This window comes from Bacillus sp. JJ1764 (assembly GCF_036962145.1).
Lineage (GTDB): Bacteria > Bacillota > Bacilli > Bacillales > Cytobacillaceae > Neobacillus.
The window spans coordinates 1-17,619 of record NZ_JBALNY010000197.1 but is presented as its reverse complement, the minus strand read 5'-3'; the positions used below and the strand labels follow the sequence as shown (position 1 = coordinate 17,619).

The 17,619-nt window shown below is 34.3% G+C and carries 12 protein-coding genes and 1 pseudogene; 11 read left to right on the top strand and 2 right to left on the bottom strand.

Annotated elements, in window-relative coordinates; genetic code table 11:
- Window positions 1-113: 113 nt before the first annotated feature.
- From V7083_RS21430 to V7083_RS21395, 8 genes and pseudogenes are all read left to right on the top strand, one after another.
- Window positions 114-917, top strand: a pseudogene (locus V7083_RS21430) (DNA/RNA non-specific endonuclease).
- Between the two features lie 20 nt (window positions 918-937).
- Window positions 938-1,393, top strand: coding sequence for an immunity protein YezG family protein (locus V7083_RS21425; RefSeq protein ID WP_026801636.1), 456 nt, complete (start codon window positions 938-940; stop codon window positions 1,391-1,393).
- 286 nt (window positions 1,394-1,679) lie between these two features.
- Window positions 1,680-1,892, top strand: a complete 213-nt coding sequence (locus V7083_RS21420) for a hypothetical protein (RefSeq protein WP_335481867.1) — start codon at window positions 1,680-1,682, stop codon at window positions 1,890-1,892.
- Between the two features lie 121 nt (window positions 1,893-2,013).
- Window positions 2,014-2,502: a cytoplasmic protein gene (locus V7083_RS21415; protein WP_335481855.1), complete on the top strand. Its 489-nt coding sequence runs from the start codon at window positions 2,014-2,016 to the stop codon at window positions 2,500-2,502.
- 527 nt (window positions 2,503-3,029) lie between these two features.
- The gene (locus V7083_RS21410) at window positions 3,030-4,013 is read left to right on the top strand and encodes an SMI1/KNR4 family protein (protein WP_335481852.1); all 984 of its coding nucleotides are present in this window, start codon (window positions 3,030-3,032) and stop codon (window positions 4,011-4,013) included.
- A gap of 393 nt (window positions 4,014-4,406) precedes the next feature.
- A complete protein-coding gene (locus tag V7083_RS21405) occupies window positions 4,407-5,969 on the top strand; it encodes a spore germination protein (protein ID WP_438823758.1) in 1,563 nt (520 codons plus the stop codon).
- A gap of 24 nt (window positions 5,970-5,993) precedes the next feature.
- Window positions 5,994-7,094 (top strand): GerAB/ArcD/ProY family transporter, encoded by a 1,101-nt coding sequence (locus tag V7083_RS21400; protein ID WP_335481861.1) that lies wholly within the window; start codon window positions 5,994-5,996, stop codon window positions 7,092-7,094.
- Entirely contained in the window at window positions 7,081-8,238 is a 1,158-nt protein-coding gene (locus V7083_RS21395; protein WP_335481849.1) for a Ger(x)C family spore germination protein, read from the top strand. Before V7083_RS21400 ends, V7083_RS21395 begins: the two co-directional genes overlap by 14 nt.
- Window positions 8,239-8,529: 291 nt before the next feature.
- On the opposite strand, the gene V7083_RS21390 is transcribed toward V7083_RS21395, so the two are convergent.
- Both V7083_RS21390 and V7083_RS21385 read right to left on the bottom strand, forming a co-directional pair.
- A complete protein-coding gene (locus V7083_RS21390) occupies window positions 8,530-9,456 on the bottom strand; it encodes a hypothetical protein (protein ID WP_335481846.1) in 927 nt (308 codons plus the stop codon).
- Window positions 9,457-9,584: 128 nt separating this feature from the next.
- Window positions 9,585-11,711 carry an RNA degradosome polyphosphate kinase gene (locus tag V7083_RS21385; RefSeq protein ID WP_335481843.1) on the bottom strand — a complete coding sequence of 709 codons (2,127 nt, stop codon included), beginning with the start codon at window positions 11,709-11,711 and terminating at the stop codon, window positions 9,585-9,587.
- A gap of 239 nt (window positions 11,712-11,950) precedes the next feature.
- On the opposite strand from V7083_RS21385, the gene V7083_RS21380 reads away from it, so the two are divergent.
- The 3 genes from V7083_RS21380 to V7083_RS21370 all read left to right on the top strand — a co-directional run bounded on the left by V7083_RS21380 (window position 11,951) and on the right by V7083_RS21370 (window position 16,182).
- Complete coding sequence (locus tag V7083_RS21380) at window positions 11,951-13,483, top strand: Ppx/GppA family phosphatase (protein ID WP_335481840.1); 1,533 nt, start codon at window positions 11,951-11,953, stop codon at window positions 13,481-13,483.
- Window positions 13,484-13,822: 339 nt separating this feature from the next.
- Window positions 13,823-15,916, top strand: a complete 2,094-nt coding sequence (locus V7083_RS21375) for an RNA degradosome polyphosphate kinase (protein WP_335481858.1) — start codon at window positions 13,823-13,825, stop codon at window positions 15,914-15,916.
- Between the two features lie 140 nt (window positions 15,917-16,056).
- Window positions 16,057-16,182 (top strand): hypothetical protein, encoded by a 126-nt coding sequence (locus V7083_RS21370; protein WP_335481837.1) that lies wholly within the window; start codon window positions 16,057-16,059, stop codon window positions 16,180-16,182.
- Window positions 16,183-17,619 lie beyond the last annotated feature (1,437 nt).

The following is a 17,619-nucleotide window of genomic DNA, read 5'->3' as shown; positions in this document are numbered from 1 at the left end:
CGAAATTCAGCAGCACGGTGCGGCTCGGCCGTGTGGGTGAAACCACCAGTCAGTTAGGCTTAAAGACGGGTGTAAATGCCGGTTTCCGCCAGGGTGTCAATCATATAGACAACATGATTAAAACCGCTGGCCAGCACTCAGTGTCACGTTTGAAAAGCGCCTCTGCCGCAATAAAAGATGTGGCTCAAGTTGAGAAAAATAAGCTGGCAACGGATATAATAGAGGCAGGAAAGCTAGCCGACACCCTCATCACTGGTGTTAAAAACACAATCCCTTCACCCAATAGACTTGGGGTTACGTCAACAGGTGAAAAGGTGTATATGCCTGTTGAAAACAGCCATGGGGTTGAGAACTCGATAAGGGATCTGATTCGTAAGATTGATGGGATCAATTTTGAGGGTTCTAAGGGTACGGGTAATCGTTTGGCTGGAGAAAGTGATGTTAAAACATTAGTGGGAAGAGGAGAACAGTATACAAACGGAAGAAAAAATAGATTAAAGCCTAATATTAGATATCAAACAGGCGAATATGATTACTTTTATGAAACTGATGGTGCTGGTAGGCTTGTGAAATTTGAAACGGAAAATTTACAATTAACAACTAGAACAGATAGATTGTCACACAGTAAGAATATACCAGGAAAAGTAAAGGGGCAGGACCATGCAGGCCATTTGGCGGGTGATAGATTTGGATGATCACCTAAAATTGATAATTTAGTTTCACAATTATCTGATGTTAATTTGAAGGAATATAAGAAGATTGAAGATACATGGGCTGCAGCTTTGAAAGAAACACCTCCTAAAGAAGTAACAGTTGATGTTGAAATAGTTTATGATGGAAATAATATGCGACCAGAGAAGTTTATAGTTAATTACGCTATTGATGGTAAGTCGGAATTCCAAGTTATTAAAAATTAATTTAAGGAGTGAAAAGTAGGATGAAAGAATTTGAAGATAGATTTAGTGAGTTACAAGCAGATATGATATCTATATGTATGGAGTACGTTGAAGATAGAGCAGATAAAGTGTATGTTTATGCTTCACGCGAAGCAGGAATGATTTCGGGAGGTTTCTTTTATTGCATTAACAATAAGTATGTAGAGCGTCATAAAGTAAATGATGCATTGGAGGATGGAGATGAAAGATATGATGTGGCTCCAAAACGACAGTCGATGGTATTGCGTATAATATGTGAAGATATTGAAAAAATAGAAGCATTGTGCAAAGAATATGAAAGAGACATGCCAACGGAAATGAAGTTAATATATGATGTTAAGAGTGGGAATTTTAAAGCTGAGTATAAGTATGATTTAGTATATACGAATGATGATGTTAAAACAGCTAGCCATATTGCAGATGAGTGGTTTGAGGAAGTAAAGAGTAATAACCTTTAAAAAATTTACAGTAATAGATATATCTAAATTGAATTAATAACTTATGAAAGTTGTAGCATCAATTTGTAGAATAGCATTTGCATACAGGAGTGACAAAGTATTGCTGTAATTAATTTAAAACATGTTATGAAGTGTACAGAAAAATAATAGGCTGTTAAAAAGTATATACTTCATGATGGTTGTACCATCATAGAGTATTACGTGCAATGATAGAATAGAAAAGGAAGTACGAGTTTAGGCGAGATGACATTTTACATGGCGATGAATATAAATACATGGAATGTATATTAAACTAACGAACTCGTACAAACTCGTAAGTATTACCGTAACACTTGTCGCGACATGTAAAAGGCGTCATACTTGTACTACAAAACTTACAAATTTATGCTACTTAAAAACAGGTGAACTTAAAGCACTTGATTGCCTTATTAGGAATCAGGTGTTTTTGTTTTTTTTTAGAAATCTTAACTTTGGACGATATTGGATATTGCTTTACTGAAATTCATAGCTCATGAAGGTAGTACCATCATGGAGTATTGTTTTAGCACTATGGAAACTGAACCTGTTTGGAACAGAGGCGGTGGAGCAACAGAAGAGTTATGGGAAAGGTGGTTATCTAAATGAAATTTGGTGAAAACACTCAATTAGTAGAAGAAGTAATGGATTTTATTCGTAATAATAAGATGTTTAATAAGAATAACTTTCATATAAATAACTTAGAGGTAATAAATGATTTCAATGAAGCCCAAAACCTTGCCTGGTCTCAGGACCCAAGTGAAGTTGATACTGTATGGGAATATGTTAAATCACAGGAAGCAGAAAGTATTGTTGAAAAGGTATATGATTTGGACTTAGTAACTCAGCAAGATGATTTATATTATTTTTTTAGTGACCATGACAATTACTCGAATGACTTTCTCCCTTTTGATTATATTGATATTAATGAGGAAGTTGAGGGAGACCTCACGATGTGTGCATTAAATCGATTAGTTAATGGGAAAACAGATAATTTTTATGGAAAAATCTTTGAAGTTTATAAGCAAGGAGGTTGGCCTTGTGGGTGGAAGGGGACATACCCTATTGGTGAAATTATTGTGTATGTGCCTTAAATTTAAAAGAATTTCAAACCTTGATTGGCTAAATGCCTCTCAAGGTTTTTTTACTTTAATTTATATTAAATCAGCTGATATTTGTGTGAGATAATTTGAAAATGATTGGTTTAAGAATCGAGAGCTCATTATGGTTGTACCATCAAAGCATTATGCTTTAATACTTGGATAGAATGAAATGTAAGATAAACGGGCTAGATGACATTTTACAGGGTAGAGGGACCTATGACATGGCATTGACAATAAACTAACGAGATTGTGCAAGCTCGTGGTGATAAACAATAGGTAGAAGAAGTAGTTAATAAGGTTATAAATGGATGACTTTTTTATTGATAGCTTTTAAGATTACAACATAAATATGGATAAAAACATTACCCAAGGTGCAAGATATCGGAAAGAAAAATTTCCGCTGAGACATATGCAAAATTAAGAAACGCATCACCAGTTTCTAAAAATACAAAGAGAAGTTAACAAAAATATTGATGACATTATTGGAACTGAGGATTTTGCCTTTGCTGGAAAAATAATTGATATCATTTCTCTATAGAAAATTGAAAGGTTTTGAAACATTAACTTACAAACAACAGAAGGAAATTGCTAATTTTTTGGAGAATTTTATAAATCTTAGTAAACCAGCAAAAACATCTAAAGGTTCAAAATCATTTGCGGATTGGTACATCTACAAAAAAGTAAATATTCCCGTAAATCCTGTATTTATGGAAAAAATGATAGTAAAAGAAAAAGAACTAGAAATTGAGATTAGAAAGATGGTAGATGAATGTAATTGGATAAATAAAGAGGAGTGCTTACGACTGGATAAATTATCTTTTTTAAAACAATATAGAAAAAGTATAGAGTTTGTATCTAACAGAGACCTACTCAATATTGAAAAGGAAAAGATGCCTGAAGAATGGATAGAGATATTTAAAGAAACGGATAAAACTAGAAAGAAGGATAAATTGATAGCTTTATGGAATAGTGTGTGTGAAAAAGAGTTGAGTAATACCATATCATACTTGAAAGAGAATTTATTTGAATTTGAATTAATTATGGATCATGGACAATATGCAGTACTTTACAGCGTAAAGAGTGAAAATGACGAAATTCTTTATTATGAAGGTGGTATACCAATCAATTTTATGTATTTTTCAGAAATGCACCAAGATTGGTCAAATATTCCAGAATCTATTAAGAAGTTCTATAAAAAGTTACACAATGGGTTTTATTATCTGCCAAGTAAAGCTATGGGACTTGTACCAATGGAAAGCATTACTCATTTTGAGGATCATGAATGGGGAATACTTGAAGAATTAGATGAACCAGTAGGAATTAATATGGCTGCAACATATGGTTTTTTTGAAAATGGCATGGGAGGATATGTTGCTATCGATTTAAACAACTGTATAGGTGATGTAGCGACATTGTGGTTCACCAATGATAAGCCTGAATATAATGTGAATTTCTGGGATATTGTAGATGAATGGATTGTAATAGGGCTTCAAGACAATTAGTTATAGCCATTTTCTGCCCCATTTTGAGAAATATTTATGTAAATAATTGATATCAATAACAAAAACCACTTTCTATAAATTAGGGAGTGGTTTTTTTTGTTGTTAAAATTTTTTTGCTTAGCAAGAAAAATTATACGAAAACAGAAGGACAATTTACTAAACCAATAATCGGTTAATATTAACATTTAAAGTAAATAATACAATCAATGGATTTTAGACGTTATAGAGAAATCTTTCTGAACATTTATAGGAGAGGTTTTTATGTTCAAGAAAATTTTTTTCTAATACCAGGCTATATCATTTTCGTATAAGCATTAGTTAGATCTATAGTTCCACTTGGATTTATTAAATTTTTATATATGGGTTCGATCATTAGAGGAAGAGTGATGATTAGTGAAATGGTGGAAGCTAGATAAAAACCAGATGAAGACTGAGGAATCTTCCAATAAAGCAAAACAGGATGAACAGCCTTTTCAATCTAAAGATGAAATTACCGGCAATCTTACGGCAGATTTGAATCTAATTCGCAAAGAGATAGGCCATAATGCAGATGTGAAATTTCGTGAGTTTCAAATGGGAACAACGGGTATTCGTACTGCCATTATATTTATAGAAGGGCTTGCGAATGAGGATGTAATTAATAATCATATTTTGATTGATTTCATGTCAGTATCATCAAAAGAAACCGACCATCCATTAAAAAACTCATTCTTAAAAGAGTATATTAAAAACCAAGCCCTTTCTGTATGCGGCTTAATGGAAGTTCGTACTCTTAACGATATTACCTCCGGAGTAATGTTTGGATCAATTGCGATTTTAGTCGATGGTATTGAAGAAGTTTTCCTGGTTGAAGCTACTAAGTCCAAAACAAGAAATATTGATGAGCCGCCTACTGAGTCATTGGTACGCGGACCCAGGGTAGGTTTTATAGAAAATTTAAAGGATAATACAGCTCTTCTGCGGCGCCATGGCAAAGATCAAAACCTAACCATAGTTAGCTCTCAGGTAGGGGAACGATCAAAAAAGGAACTAGTCATTATCTACATGAAGGATCTGGTGGACCCTCATTTATTAGAAGAGGTTAAGCAACGGATTAATAAAATTAAAATGGATGATATACATGATTCTAGTTATATTGAACAATTAATTGAAGATAATTTTATAAGTCCATTCCCGCAAGTGCAAAGTACAGAACGACCTGATCGTGTTATGGCTGCATTGATGGAAGGAAGGGTCGCTTTACTGTTGGACGGTTCACCTTTTGCCTTAATTGTTCCTGTTACCTTCCATATGATGTTGCAGTCACCTGAGGACTATTACGAAAGATGGATGGCAGCGACATTAATTCGTTTATTACGTTATTTTTCAGCCTTTATTGCTTTATTTGGTCCTTCTTTATATATTGCATTTACCTCTTTTCATCCGGGATTAATCCCAACCAAGCTTATTTTTTCCATTGCAGCCAACAGGGAGGGGGTTCCTTTTCCTCCGCTAATTGAGGCACTCATAATGGAAGTATCTATAGAAGTATTAAGAGAAGCGGGACTCCGGTTACCAAAACCTATTGGACAATCAATAGGTATCGTAGGAGGGTTAGTCGTTGGAGAAGCTGCAGTGCAAGCAGGAATAGTTAGCCCAATCATGGTCATCGTAGTGGCTGTCACAGCCATATCTTCATTCACATTACCGCAATATAATATAGGGATTGCACTAAGAATTCTTCGCTTTGCCTCAATGTTTTTTGCTAGTGTGTTTGGATTATATGGAGTCGTTCTGTTTTTCTTGGTGCTGTGCACCCATTTGGTCAGGCTTAAAAGTTTTGGCATTCCATATGTGAGCCCTGCTGCATCATTTCGATTGACTGATTGGAAGGACTTCATGATAAGGCTCCCTCTATTCCTAATGAAACGCCGTCCTAAACTGTTATATCCAAAAGATTCAGTAAGAAAAGAGTAGCGGTTCGAAAGGAGATGACTAATGATGACTTCCAGTCCTTTAGATCGAATAACTTCTAATCAAGCAGTCATGTTTATCATAAATTTTATTTTCGGTGCAGGGATTTTAACGTTACCCAGGACTACGACAGAGAAAATCAAAACTCCCGATTCTTGGATTGCCATAATTATAAGTGGATTAATTATTACACTTGTAGCAGTGTTAATATTAAAACTATGCCAAAGATACCCGAACGAAACTTTCTATCAATTTAATCAAAAACTCCTTGGGAAATGGATAGGTTCGCTGCTAAGTTTAACAGTGATCTGCTATTATATTGCGTTATCCGCATATGAGGTTCGAACTATGGCTGAAAATACACGATTATTCTTACTTCAGGGAACACCAATATGGGCTATTATGATGCCATTTTTGTGGATTGGTCTATACTTAGTTCAGGGCGGGGTAAATGCCATTGCCCGGTTATTAGAAATCGTTTTTCCAATTACGGTTCTTTTTTTCATTTTGGTCATGTTTTTAGGCATTGAATTATTTGAAGTAGATAATTTACGTCCAGTATTAGGATCAGGGGTTATGCCAATCATGAAGGGGTTAAAAACATCCTCTTTATCCTTTGCTGGCTTTGAAATTCTCCTCTTTATTTTTATGTTTATGAAAGAGAAAAACAAGGTAACAAAAATCCCATTACTGGGGGTTGGAATACCCTTTATCTTTTATACTATTACTGAAGTAATCGTAATAGGTTCCATTTCAGTAGACGCAGTGCTGTCACAAACATGGCCTGTACTGACATTTATTCGAAGCTTTGAAATCAAAGGCCTGTTATTTGAACGGTTTGATTCCCTCCTTCTTGTCATTTGGCTTATGCAAATATTCACTACGTATGTAATTGCTTTATTTGTCGCTAATTTAGGATTAAATCAGCTTTTTTCGATAACCACCCAAGCATTTATTTATGGGTTAATACCTCTCATTTATGTAGTTTCTATGATTCCTAAAAATATAAATGAAGTATTTATAATGGCAGATATTCTGGGTAAGTTCGCCTTTAGTTTATTTTTTATTATGCCGTTGGTTCTTTTCATTATCTCAAAGCTGAAGGAAAGAAATTATGAAAAAATGTAAAACAATACTAGGAACCTCTTTTGTCTCGATATTTTTACTTTCTCTGCTGTCAGGCTGCTGGAGCAGTAAGCCCCTTGAAGATTTAAATATGGTTGTTGGCACAGCTGTAGATAAGGCGAATGATGGAAAATTACGATCAACGCTTCAATATGTAATACCTAACGCAATCGGTAATTCAAATAGCAAATCACCACAACAAAAACCTTATACGAATATCACTGCGACAGAGTTTTCACTTGAACCAGCCGGTTGGGAAACGACCTTACGGAGAGAAGGTCCTATTTCAGGAGCACATCAAAAAGCAGTGATTATTGGACAAGAACTTGCTCGTGAAGAACCAATTAGAGAAATTACAGATTTGTTTTTTCGGGATATCGATATTAGAGGAAGTACCTTAATCTTTATTTCCAAAGGAGAAGCTGCACGAACTCTCGAATCTAAGGAAGTAGGCGTAATTCCTGCCATGCGCTTGGTAGAAATTGCTGAACAGGAACTTACACCAAGAGCATTAAGGCACGTCTCTTTAATAAAGATTTGGGGAAAATCGAACTCGCAGACCAGCTTCCTGTTACAGCTGGTTGATGTAAAAAAGGGAGAAATTGATTTTAATGGAGCAGCCGTAATAAAAGGAAAAACAAATAAGATGATTGGGACTCTTAATAAGGAAGAGATTGAAGGCATAAATTGGATAACCGGAGAAGGTAAAAGCGGAGCGGTAAAAGCATTCCAAAATAAGTCGGATAAACCCACATATTATCAGATTCAGTCAATAAAAAGCAAAATTACGCCCCATGTGATCGGTCATAAAATTTCCTTTCATGTAAAAATTGAGTCAGAGGGAAGAATCGCTGAATATTGGAATCCTCACTTTAAACCTGATTTTAAGAATAAAACTGTTAAATATATAGAAAATGCGACTGAGAAAGAAGTGAAGCGCTTAGTAGAAAATACCACAAAAAAAATGCAAAAGGAATATAGAGTAGATGTTGGGGGATTTGGCAATCAATTGCGAATACAATATCCAAATGTTTGGAAACACATGAAGGACAATTGGGATGAAAAATTTAGTGAGATCCCCATCACCTATGAGGTATCGATAACGATAAAGGATTACGGAATGATTGGTTCAAAGAAAAATAAATAATGTTTGTTAGTCCTAAAGACTTTACTTATATTCATCATGAAATAAGGGCCTGAACCTAATGTTCAGACCCTTTTAAGGGAATTCCTGATAAGCGTTTTTCTTTTAAATTTTGGTCAATTTCAGGTATATTTCGGGCACTGCCTCCAATAGCTATAATAGGTACTTGCAGGTTCTTAAACCAGGGTAAACTTTGAAATGAATTCTTATTAAAAGTGTGTCTACATTAAAACTTCATTTTCTTCTGTAAAAAATGTAGGATGCATTTCCTTCTAGTTTTCTTTTACTTTGAAGTTAATCTTCTTTAACAGATCCAGGCAGTAATTCAACAGTTTCAACAAGAATTTTTATTGTTTCTTTTAGTTGATTCTTAACGGCCTTTTTCTCTTTTTTAGGGGCATGTATCTTATTCTCGTATGTTTTTAATTGATCCATCCAATCCTTCGTGATATGGACTTTTGCAAGTTGGTGCTGGATATTTTTATAATACTTTTCTTTCTCCACATACCTATTGCTGAAAATATCATTTAAATAACTATAGATATTACTTAATGTTATTGCTCTTTTCCGGATTTTATGAAGGATTTTTATGGTCTGTAAAGATGATTTTCCTTTATCATCAACAGATTGGCCATATTCCTTAAGAAGTTCTGTAAAACGTTCCTCATACTTATTCAATTGTTTATCTTGTAAGATAGACAAATTATAATAGTCTAACTCTTCATTTACGAAAGTTTTTAGCTGAGTAATATAAGAATCATTGATTAATTTTGGAATACGGTTCATTAAGCGTTCGTTTGCTTCTTTTTGTTTTTTTGTAAGCAGTTTAACCATCTCAGCATTAACTTTATTTTCTTCATTTTGTTTCGCAATTTCATCAAGAAGGACATCGGATTTTTTAATTATCTTTAAGTCTAGGTGAACTTTTCTGATTGGAAGTAAGAGTGTGTGATCTTTTGGCAAGCCTAAAAATAAAAACACTGATTGAATTTTTTTACCTAGAATCCTTGCCTTATAGATGTTTTCAGGATCATCAGAAGAAAGACAGCCTAAACAAGAGTCGGTGTAATCGTTCAATAGTTTTTCAATTGAGTTTGTCCATAAATATTTTAGATTCTCATTACCAATGCTTAGACACTGATCACAGATCCACTTTTCTTGGATTTGGAACAATGTAGCATTATTGCCGCAGATACAGCAATTTCTCTCGGTATTTTCCATTCTTTAACCCTCCATAAAAAAAGTAATTTATGTAAATAACTATGAGGTCTTTCATATAAACTAAGAAATTATCCATAAATATCTTATACTCTCTTAAAATACGGGATTCTTTATGTATTTAAAAAAGTTTAGTAAAGAATGTTGTTACCAATGCTCAAATAAGATTCATTATGTGCCTTACTCAATACTAATTGACTGTCAATTTCAGGCTCATCCATGCTTCTTTTTACATAATGATAATGACCTTCATGATCCTGCTCTCTCGCTTTCACATTATCAGCTAGTAGTGTTCTTAAGATATGATTCAATTGAAGCTTAATATTCCCATCAAAAATAGGGAATAAAATTTCTACCCTTTTATCTAGGTTTCGTGTCATCATATCGGCAGAAGAGAGAAAGGTTTTTTCCTCCCCATTATGACGGAAATAATAAATGCGACTATGTTCTAAAAATTTGCCCACTATGCTTCTAACACGAATATTTTCACTTACTCCTTTGATACCAGGACGTACACAGCATATACCGCGAACAATCAAATCAATTTTGACACCTGCGATGGATGCCTCATATAATTTCATGATTATTTTCTTGTCTGACAAGGAATTCATTTTTGCAATGATATAACCATTTCCATATCTTTTTTGGAAAGTTATTTCTTCATTAATTAATTCAATAAAGTCTTTTCGGATATCAAAGGGTGCTACAGATAAATGATTATACATGGGCTTATCTGTATAACCGCTTAAATAATTAAAGAAATTAGTGGCATCGATGCCAAATTTTCTTTTTGATGTAAATAAACTAAAATCCGTGTACAACTTGGCCGTTTGATCATTATAGTTACCTGTGCCAAGATGGACAAACCGTTCAATTCGATTTTTCTTCTTCCTTACAATAAGTGTAATTTTACTATGTGTTTTTAAGTGGCTCATCCCATAAATCACATGGCATCCGGCATCTTCAAGTTCCTTGGACCATTGCACATTTTTTTGTTCATCAAAACGGGCTTTGAGTTCAACTAATACGGTTACCTGCTTGCCATTTTCAGCAGCCCTTTTTAATGCCTCAATAATAGGGGAATGGCCGCTTACCCGATAAAGAGTTTGTTTTATTGCTAAAACATCAGGATCTACGGATGCCTTTGAAATGAATTCAATAACAGGTTCAAAAGAATCGTAGGGATGATGAAGTAAAATATCTCTTTCTGAGATTTTCTCAAATATATTATTTCCTGAAAGTAAATCTTGAGGAGTATGTGGAATGAGATGATCATATACCAAGTGATCAAAGTGATGTTCTAACTTACTATACAATTTGAGAAACATCGTTAAATCCAGTGGCCCGTCAATTTCATACACATCATTTTTGCCGATTTCTAACTTGTCCATTAAATAATGCAGAAAATGAGAGGGGAAACCGGTATGCTGGATTTCAAGCCTTACAGCCATTCCCCATTTCCGTTTTTTTAACTCTTTTTCCATATCTTTAAGTAAATCTTGCGCTTCCTCTTCGTCTAATGTTAAATCAGCATTTCTTGTAATACGAAAAGCAGTTACGGAAACGATCTCATATCCAATAAATAATTTAGAGATAAAATAGCTAATTAAGTCCTCTAGAAGAATGAATTTCATTCTTTCTGAAGCTGAGTTTACCGGGATAAACCGCTCTAAAAAAGAGGGAACCTCCACAAGGGCTACTTTTGAATATGTTTCTTCATTAACCGTTTTGTGGTTTAGGGCAACAGCAAGATTGATGCTCTTATTCAACAACATTGGAAAACGATGATACGCATCAACCGCCATCGGAGTTAAGACAGGAAAGATTTGCTCATCAAAATAATTTTCTAAATCCTTTATCTGTTCAGGGTTTAAATCCCTTATTTTGAGAATTTCAATCTTTTCCTCAAAAAGATTCGGGATCAGTATTTTGTTATAGGTATCATACTGAAGATGTACTAAACTATGAACTTTTTCCCCGATTACCTTTAATTGCTGGCTAGAAGACAGTCCACCCTTCTTTTCTGATCGATTCTTTCCAGCTTTAGCCTGATTTTTAAGCCTTGCTACACGTACCATAAAAAATTCATCAAGATTGGAGCTGAAGATTGATAAATATTTTAAACGTTCCAATAAAGGGTTACGTTCATCAAGTGCCTCTTCCAATACACGTCCGTTAAAATCAAGCCAGCTGATTTCTCTGTTGTTAAAATAGTTCAATCCAGATAGTTTAACAGCATTTTCATACAATGTTTTCATCTTATCCAACCTTTTTTTTCGACAAATGGTCTCATACAAAATATACCATCATTTGCAATATTGGACAAATTGAAATATGGTAATTGTTTAAAATGTTCTTATAAATCAGAAATTGCGCTTCTGCTTTTTTATATTTCCTTAATAAAAATTTAACATGCCCGACCTTGAAGTATGCCGAATGAAGGTATAGGATAAAATAAAAAAGACATAATATTCCAACAAAAGGAGTGATAACTAAATTGAAAGAAAGAGTAGCTATTATTGATATAGGTTCTAATACAATAAGACTTGTTATTTATGAAAAGTTAATCAATGGCAGACAATTGAAAGAAATAGAAAATATAAAAGTGTCATCCCGTTTACGTATGTATTTGGATGACAAACTTTTTTTAAAAGATGAAGGGATCTCCTTATTGATTGAAACCCTTCAAAATTTTAAAATGATGCTCGATCTTTATGGAGTATCAGAGATATTTTGTGTGGCAACTGCCACGGTGAGACAGGCGAGTAATAAAAAAGACATCGTGCAAATCATTCAAGAAAGGACGGGCTTCACCATTACCGTATTAACTGATTATGAGGAGGCTTATCTTGGGTACTTAGCTGTTTCCAATTCCATCAATATCCATGAAGCAATAACAATTGATATGGGAGGAGGAAGTACAGAGCTTACGTACTTCCGCAATAAGAAACTGGTTCACTATGTTAGCCTGCCTTTTGGTGCGTTATCGTTGAAGCTACAGTTTGTGAAAGACGATATTCCAACAATCGAAGAGCTACAGAAAATACGAAATTATGTACTTGCGCAAATTGAAAAATTAACATGGGTTTTCAATAAACATGTTCCGATTATTGCCATGGGGGGGAGTGCACGAAATGTTGCAAAACTTCATCAAAGCATAATTCAGTACCCGCTTGCAGATATTCACCATTACGAAATGAAACTGTCAGATATTCATGATGTTAAAGAATTACTTACACCCTTATCATTATTAGGAATTCAAGATGTTGAAGGAATTTCGAAAGATCGTGCCGATATTATTTTACCGGCAATAGAGTTTTTTGAGGTTTTGTGTCATGTTTCAAAGGCAACTCAGTTTATAGTAAGCAATAAAGGTTTACGTGAAGGTGTACTGTATCAAAGATTGAATCGGAACCAACAAGAAATAACGGGACTTATAGATTCTGAAATCCACGAATTAATGCATGATTATTATATAGATCCGATTAAAAGTAAACAGTTCATTCATCTTGCAACAATGTTTTTTGAACAGGTGAAAGGTATTAATGGAATTGGAATTGTTTTTTCTGATCACGACCGAGATCTACTTAAACAAGGTGCCAGTATCTTTCATTTAGGAAAATATTTATACGAAGAATCCGGACCTTATGTTTTTCACTTGATCGCTAATCGGCCGATTGTTGGCTTATCCCATCGGGAGCGTATCAAATTAGCCCTTGTTGCCTCGTTTAAAAGTAGAGGGGCTTTTCGCCAGCATATTGAACCTTTTAAGGATTGGTACACAAAAGAGGAACGAAAGAAGATCTGTTTATTAGGTGCTATTTTAAAGGTATCCAGGAGTTTAAACAGCACAGGGCGAAATATTGTTCGTGATATAAACATTACATCACAAGGAAACTCTTGGGTAATGAACATACAAACTCAAAATAACTATGCACCTGAAAAATATCAACTGGAAAAACAAAAGAAACATATCGAAAAACTTTTGAAAATCACACTGATTCCCCACTTTCAAATGATAGAATCATAAAAACGTATTTAGCTAATAAACATAATTGGTGACCTATTATCCACCTTTTAAGTGATGTCGGTCACCAATGGCTCATCTTGTTCCCTGAACTTTCCTTCCATTCACCAGTACAAATTTTACCCCATCCATAAGCGTAAAAAATTTTACTCCTATAAGAAAAAAATCCTAAATAGATAAAATTTAATTGTTTTCGCTAGCTTCCATTGAGGGTCTATATTTTTTTACCATAATTTAACGGCAAATTTACATATAATTTACAATTTAATGGTATCTTTATAATTAATTGAAATATTAATTATTTGTTTTGGCAATAAAGGGGTTGTATTATTCGTGGCTATAATGAATAAAGACAGAAAAGGGAACTTGGCTTCACCATCCTATTACAATAATCGGGAATTAAGCTGGCTGTCTTTTAATCAGAGAGTCTTAGAGGAAGCAATTGATCCATGTAATCCATTACTAGAACGATATAAATTTTTGGCCATTTTCAGCTCTAATTTAGATGAATTTTTTATGGTACGGGTAGCAGGTTTATTAGACCAGATAAAGACTGGATATAACAGGCGTGAAAATAAAGCTGGTTTAACCCCGAAGGAGCAGGTTGCCGCCATTTCCGCTATTACGCGCAAGCTTGTTGAAAAGCAAGCTCACACTTATTTACATATTTTAACCCCATTATTAGAAAAAGAAGGCGTTAAAGTTGTTCAAGTTTCTCAACTCAATTCTGCTGATCTATCTTTTTTAGAAATGTACTTCGATGAGCAACTGTTCCCTGTTTTAACTCCTATGGCAATTGATGCTTGCCGTCCTTTTCCATGTGTTTTGAATAAATCATTAAATTTGGCCATTATTATGGAGCATAATAGGGAAGAAAAAGTATTGCAGTTACCTTTTAATGGAAAATTGGCGATTGTACAAGTTCCTGCAGTTATCGACCGCTATGTTGAACTGCCGACAGATGGTCAAGAAAGAGTTTTTGTCCTGTTAGAAGAAGTGATTACTCATTTTATTCATAAACTATTCAAGGGACAATATATTAAATCAGTTACTCCGTTCCGAATCACACGAAATGCTGACTTATCCATCCATGAAGATGGTGCTGATGACTTATTACATGAGATCGAAGAAGAGCTCAAAAGACGAAAATGGGGTGCAAGTGTAAGACTAGAGGTCCAATCATCTTGCTATGATGAGCAAGTGATTAACTATTTGACAGAGGAACTGGAAATCCATCGTAATGACGTATATTTTGTTCAATCTCCGCTTGATTTGACCTTTCTTTTCTCTTTTTGCAAAACGATTCAATGTACACATGAACATTTAGTGCAGCAATTACATATACCACAGCCCCCACAGGATTTAAAAAGGGGAGAAAATATTTTTACCAAAGCCCTTAAGGAAGATATTTTACTACACCATCCATACGAATCATTCGAGCCAGTTGTCCAATTTATTTCCCAGGCTGCCGATGATCCAGACGTTCTCGCTATAAAACAGACTCTTTATCGGGTAAGCGGGGATTCGCCCATTATTAAAAGTCTGCAAAGAGCTGCAGAAAACGGAAAACAAGTAACCGTTTTAGTGGAGTTGAAAGCCCGTTTTGACGAAGAAAACAATGTACAGTGGGCTAAAGAACTAGAACAAGCAGGCTGCCATGTGATTTATGGGATGACACATTTAAAAACCCATAGTAAAATCACTCTCATTGTTCGGCGAAAACAAGGGAAAATTGAACGTTTTGTTCATCTGGGTACTGGGAATTACAATGATGCCACTGCCAAGCTTTATACAGATATTGGGCTGATCACCACCAATCGTTCTATTGGTATCGACGCCACCAACTTTTTTAATTACTTAAGCGGCCATATGGAAATCCCGGAGTATAATCATCTTTTTGTGTCTCCATTTAATATAAGAAGTGCATTCCTTGAGTTAATTAATCGGGAAATCGTTTTTCATAAAGAAAATGGAAATGGTCATATCATTTTAAAAATGAATTCACTGACTGATAAGCAGATTATCATGAAGCTTTATGAAGCATCCATTGCAGGGGTTAAAATTGAATTAATCGTAAGGGGAACTTGTTGTTTACGACCAGGTATAAAAGGCATAAGTGAAAATATCTCAGTAAGAAGTATCGTTGGGATGTTTTTAGAACACTCGAGAATCTTCTATTTTCATCATAATGGCGAAGAGAACCTATATTTATCTTCTGCTGATATGATGACACGAAACATGGAAAACCGAGTTGAGATCCTTTTCCCAATTCTAAAAAGACACCTGAAGAACCGTATTAAAGAGTGGCTACTGGTCATGTTGAGCGATAACGTAAAAGCGCGTGAACAAAATTCAGATGGGGAATATCATTATGTAAAAAAGGTTAATGAAGAAGTTGAAATAAACAGTCAAAGTATATTATGTAGGATGTCTTAAAAATAAAAGATTGTTCCTTTATACCTTACCCTATTTTTGTCATCATTTTCTTAACTTCCTGGAATTCAATATTCAATCGATGTTATAAAAAGGGATATAATCGATTGAAACCTCCTAAATATGGAAGAGGACCATTTATTATGTATGATTATAAAGTAAAGAACAAAAATAGCGGTAAAAAACTTTTATTAGTTCGAGATATAGGAGAGAATTCTTTATTAGAAATTGAAGACAAAGGACATGGTATTCAACTAACTATTAGATAGGTAATGATAAAACTGTTGGATTAATAGAGTCTAGAGGGATTTTTGACAATATTTATAAAGATATCATATTCTAATTACAATGAAAGCAACCTAAAAAAGGATTCTCAGACTGTCGACAAAATCTTTAAGAAAACGGATATTGCAGGCATTCAATGTACCTTCGGTATTCACTATATGCGCAAAGCTCTTTATAAAGGGGTTTCTCATTAGTTCAGTGAACTTTTGGGAAACTTTTTTCATTTTTTGGGGTTAATAGGAATAGATTCTTTTCGTGATATTATCAAAAAATAATGGGAATAAGAGTTGGGGGTTGGCCCTTGCACACTTAATAGAGGCTAGGACATTTTTCTTTACCCCTATTAACATTTAAATAAAGGCGACAACCTTAGTAAGGATCTTTATTCCTGGAAGTAACCAAATTCTATCTTCTCCAAGCCAATTCCTTTTTGTGCTCGTCCAACATCTCTATTAAAAGATGAAATATCCCAACTTGCATTTAATTGTGGAAGCCATAGTTAGATTGGTTTCAAATTCGTCCCCTACTAAATGGGCACGATTTTTTCCTATGTAAACTATATTACCATGAATTAGTAGTAATTAGGTGAAAAGTGGAAGGAGTGAGGTTAAGCCCTTATTAGAATATCTTCATAAGGAAAAAGGGTTGTCTCAATTTCAATTAAGTAGGGAACTTAATATCAATCCAACTGCAATTGCTTATTTAGAAAATGAATATTGAAAAAGCTGGCTAAAGCTTAGGGAGTAGTTGTCGTTGTTTTTTTGGTGGAAAGAAAGTTTTTTAATTGATGAGGATGGGTGGCCTAAGATAATAACTTTAGATTTAACAGGGGTTCCATAATGAGCGGAAAATAAAAAATCCTTCAAATTAAGGGATTTAAACAATGGATCAAAAGCGTTCGGAAAATGTTCACATCCTTGTGGATAGTTGGATATGAAAAATAAAAGCTTCCCTTAAATTATAACATTAGAGAGATAAAATCAAAGATAGACATATTAACGATCATCGTTACAGTTACGAAAAAGAGGGCGTAATTTAATGCACCTAATTAATCGTGTTTCAATTAAATAATTTTTAGGACCGAAGCTTTCTTTTCCGTCTGGATAATTCCCTTTCCGATGACATTAGGTGAATCGGGCGTTTTCACGCTATCAAAAAAAGGGCTGTACATTTTTTGAAAAATTAAGCTCTTTTATTAAGAAATTCAACCACTCTCATTTATTGCTTGTCTCATATAATACATAAGTTCAATAAAAGGGGTTGAAAATTTGAGAGGAGAAAAGAGCAACTCAAAAGGTCGACATGAAGATTGTAGATCCAATCATAAAAAATGTCGAGAATGTGGGCATAAAGATTGTAAATGCAAGGACCAAAATTGTCAGAAATGTGGGCATAAAGATTGTAAATGCAAGGACAAAAAT

Bases quoted from the DNA above. Each gene is read 5' to 3' on its own strand.
- V7083_RS21385 (WP_335481843.1), bottom strand. From the start codon at position 11,711: ATGAAAACATTGTATGAAAATGCTGTTAAACTATCTGGATTGAACTAT.
- V7083_RS21425 (WP_026801636.1), top strand. From the start codon at position 938: ATGAAAGAATTTGAAGATAGATTTAGTGAGTTACAAGCAGATATGATA.
- V7083_RS21390 (WP_335481846.1), bottom strand. From the start codon at position 9,456: ATGGAAAATACCGAGAGAAATTGCTGTATCTGCGGCAATAATGCTACA.
- V7083_RS21395 (WP_335481849.1), top strand. From the start codon at position 7,081: ATGAAAAAATGTAAAACAATACTAGGAACCTCTTTTGTCTCGATATTT.
- V7083_RS21375 (WP_335481858.1), top strand. From the start codon at position 13,823: ATGAATAAAGACAGAAAAGGGAACTTGGCTTCACCATCCTATTACAAT.
- V7083_RS21400 (WP_335481861.1), top strand. From the start codon at position 5,994: ATGACTTCCAGTCCTTTAGATCGAATAACTTCTAATCAAGCAGTCATG.
- V7083_RS21370 (WP_335481837.1), top strand. From the start codon at position 16,057: ATGTATGATTATAAAGTAAAGAACAAAAATAGCGGTAAAAAACTTTTA.
- V7083_RS21415 (WP_335481855.1), top strand. From the start codon at position 2,014: ATGAAATTTGGTGAAAACACTCAATTAGTAGAAGAAGTAATGGATTTT.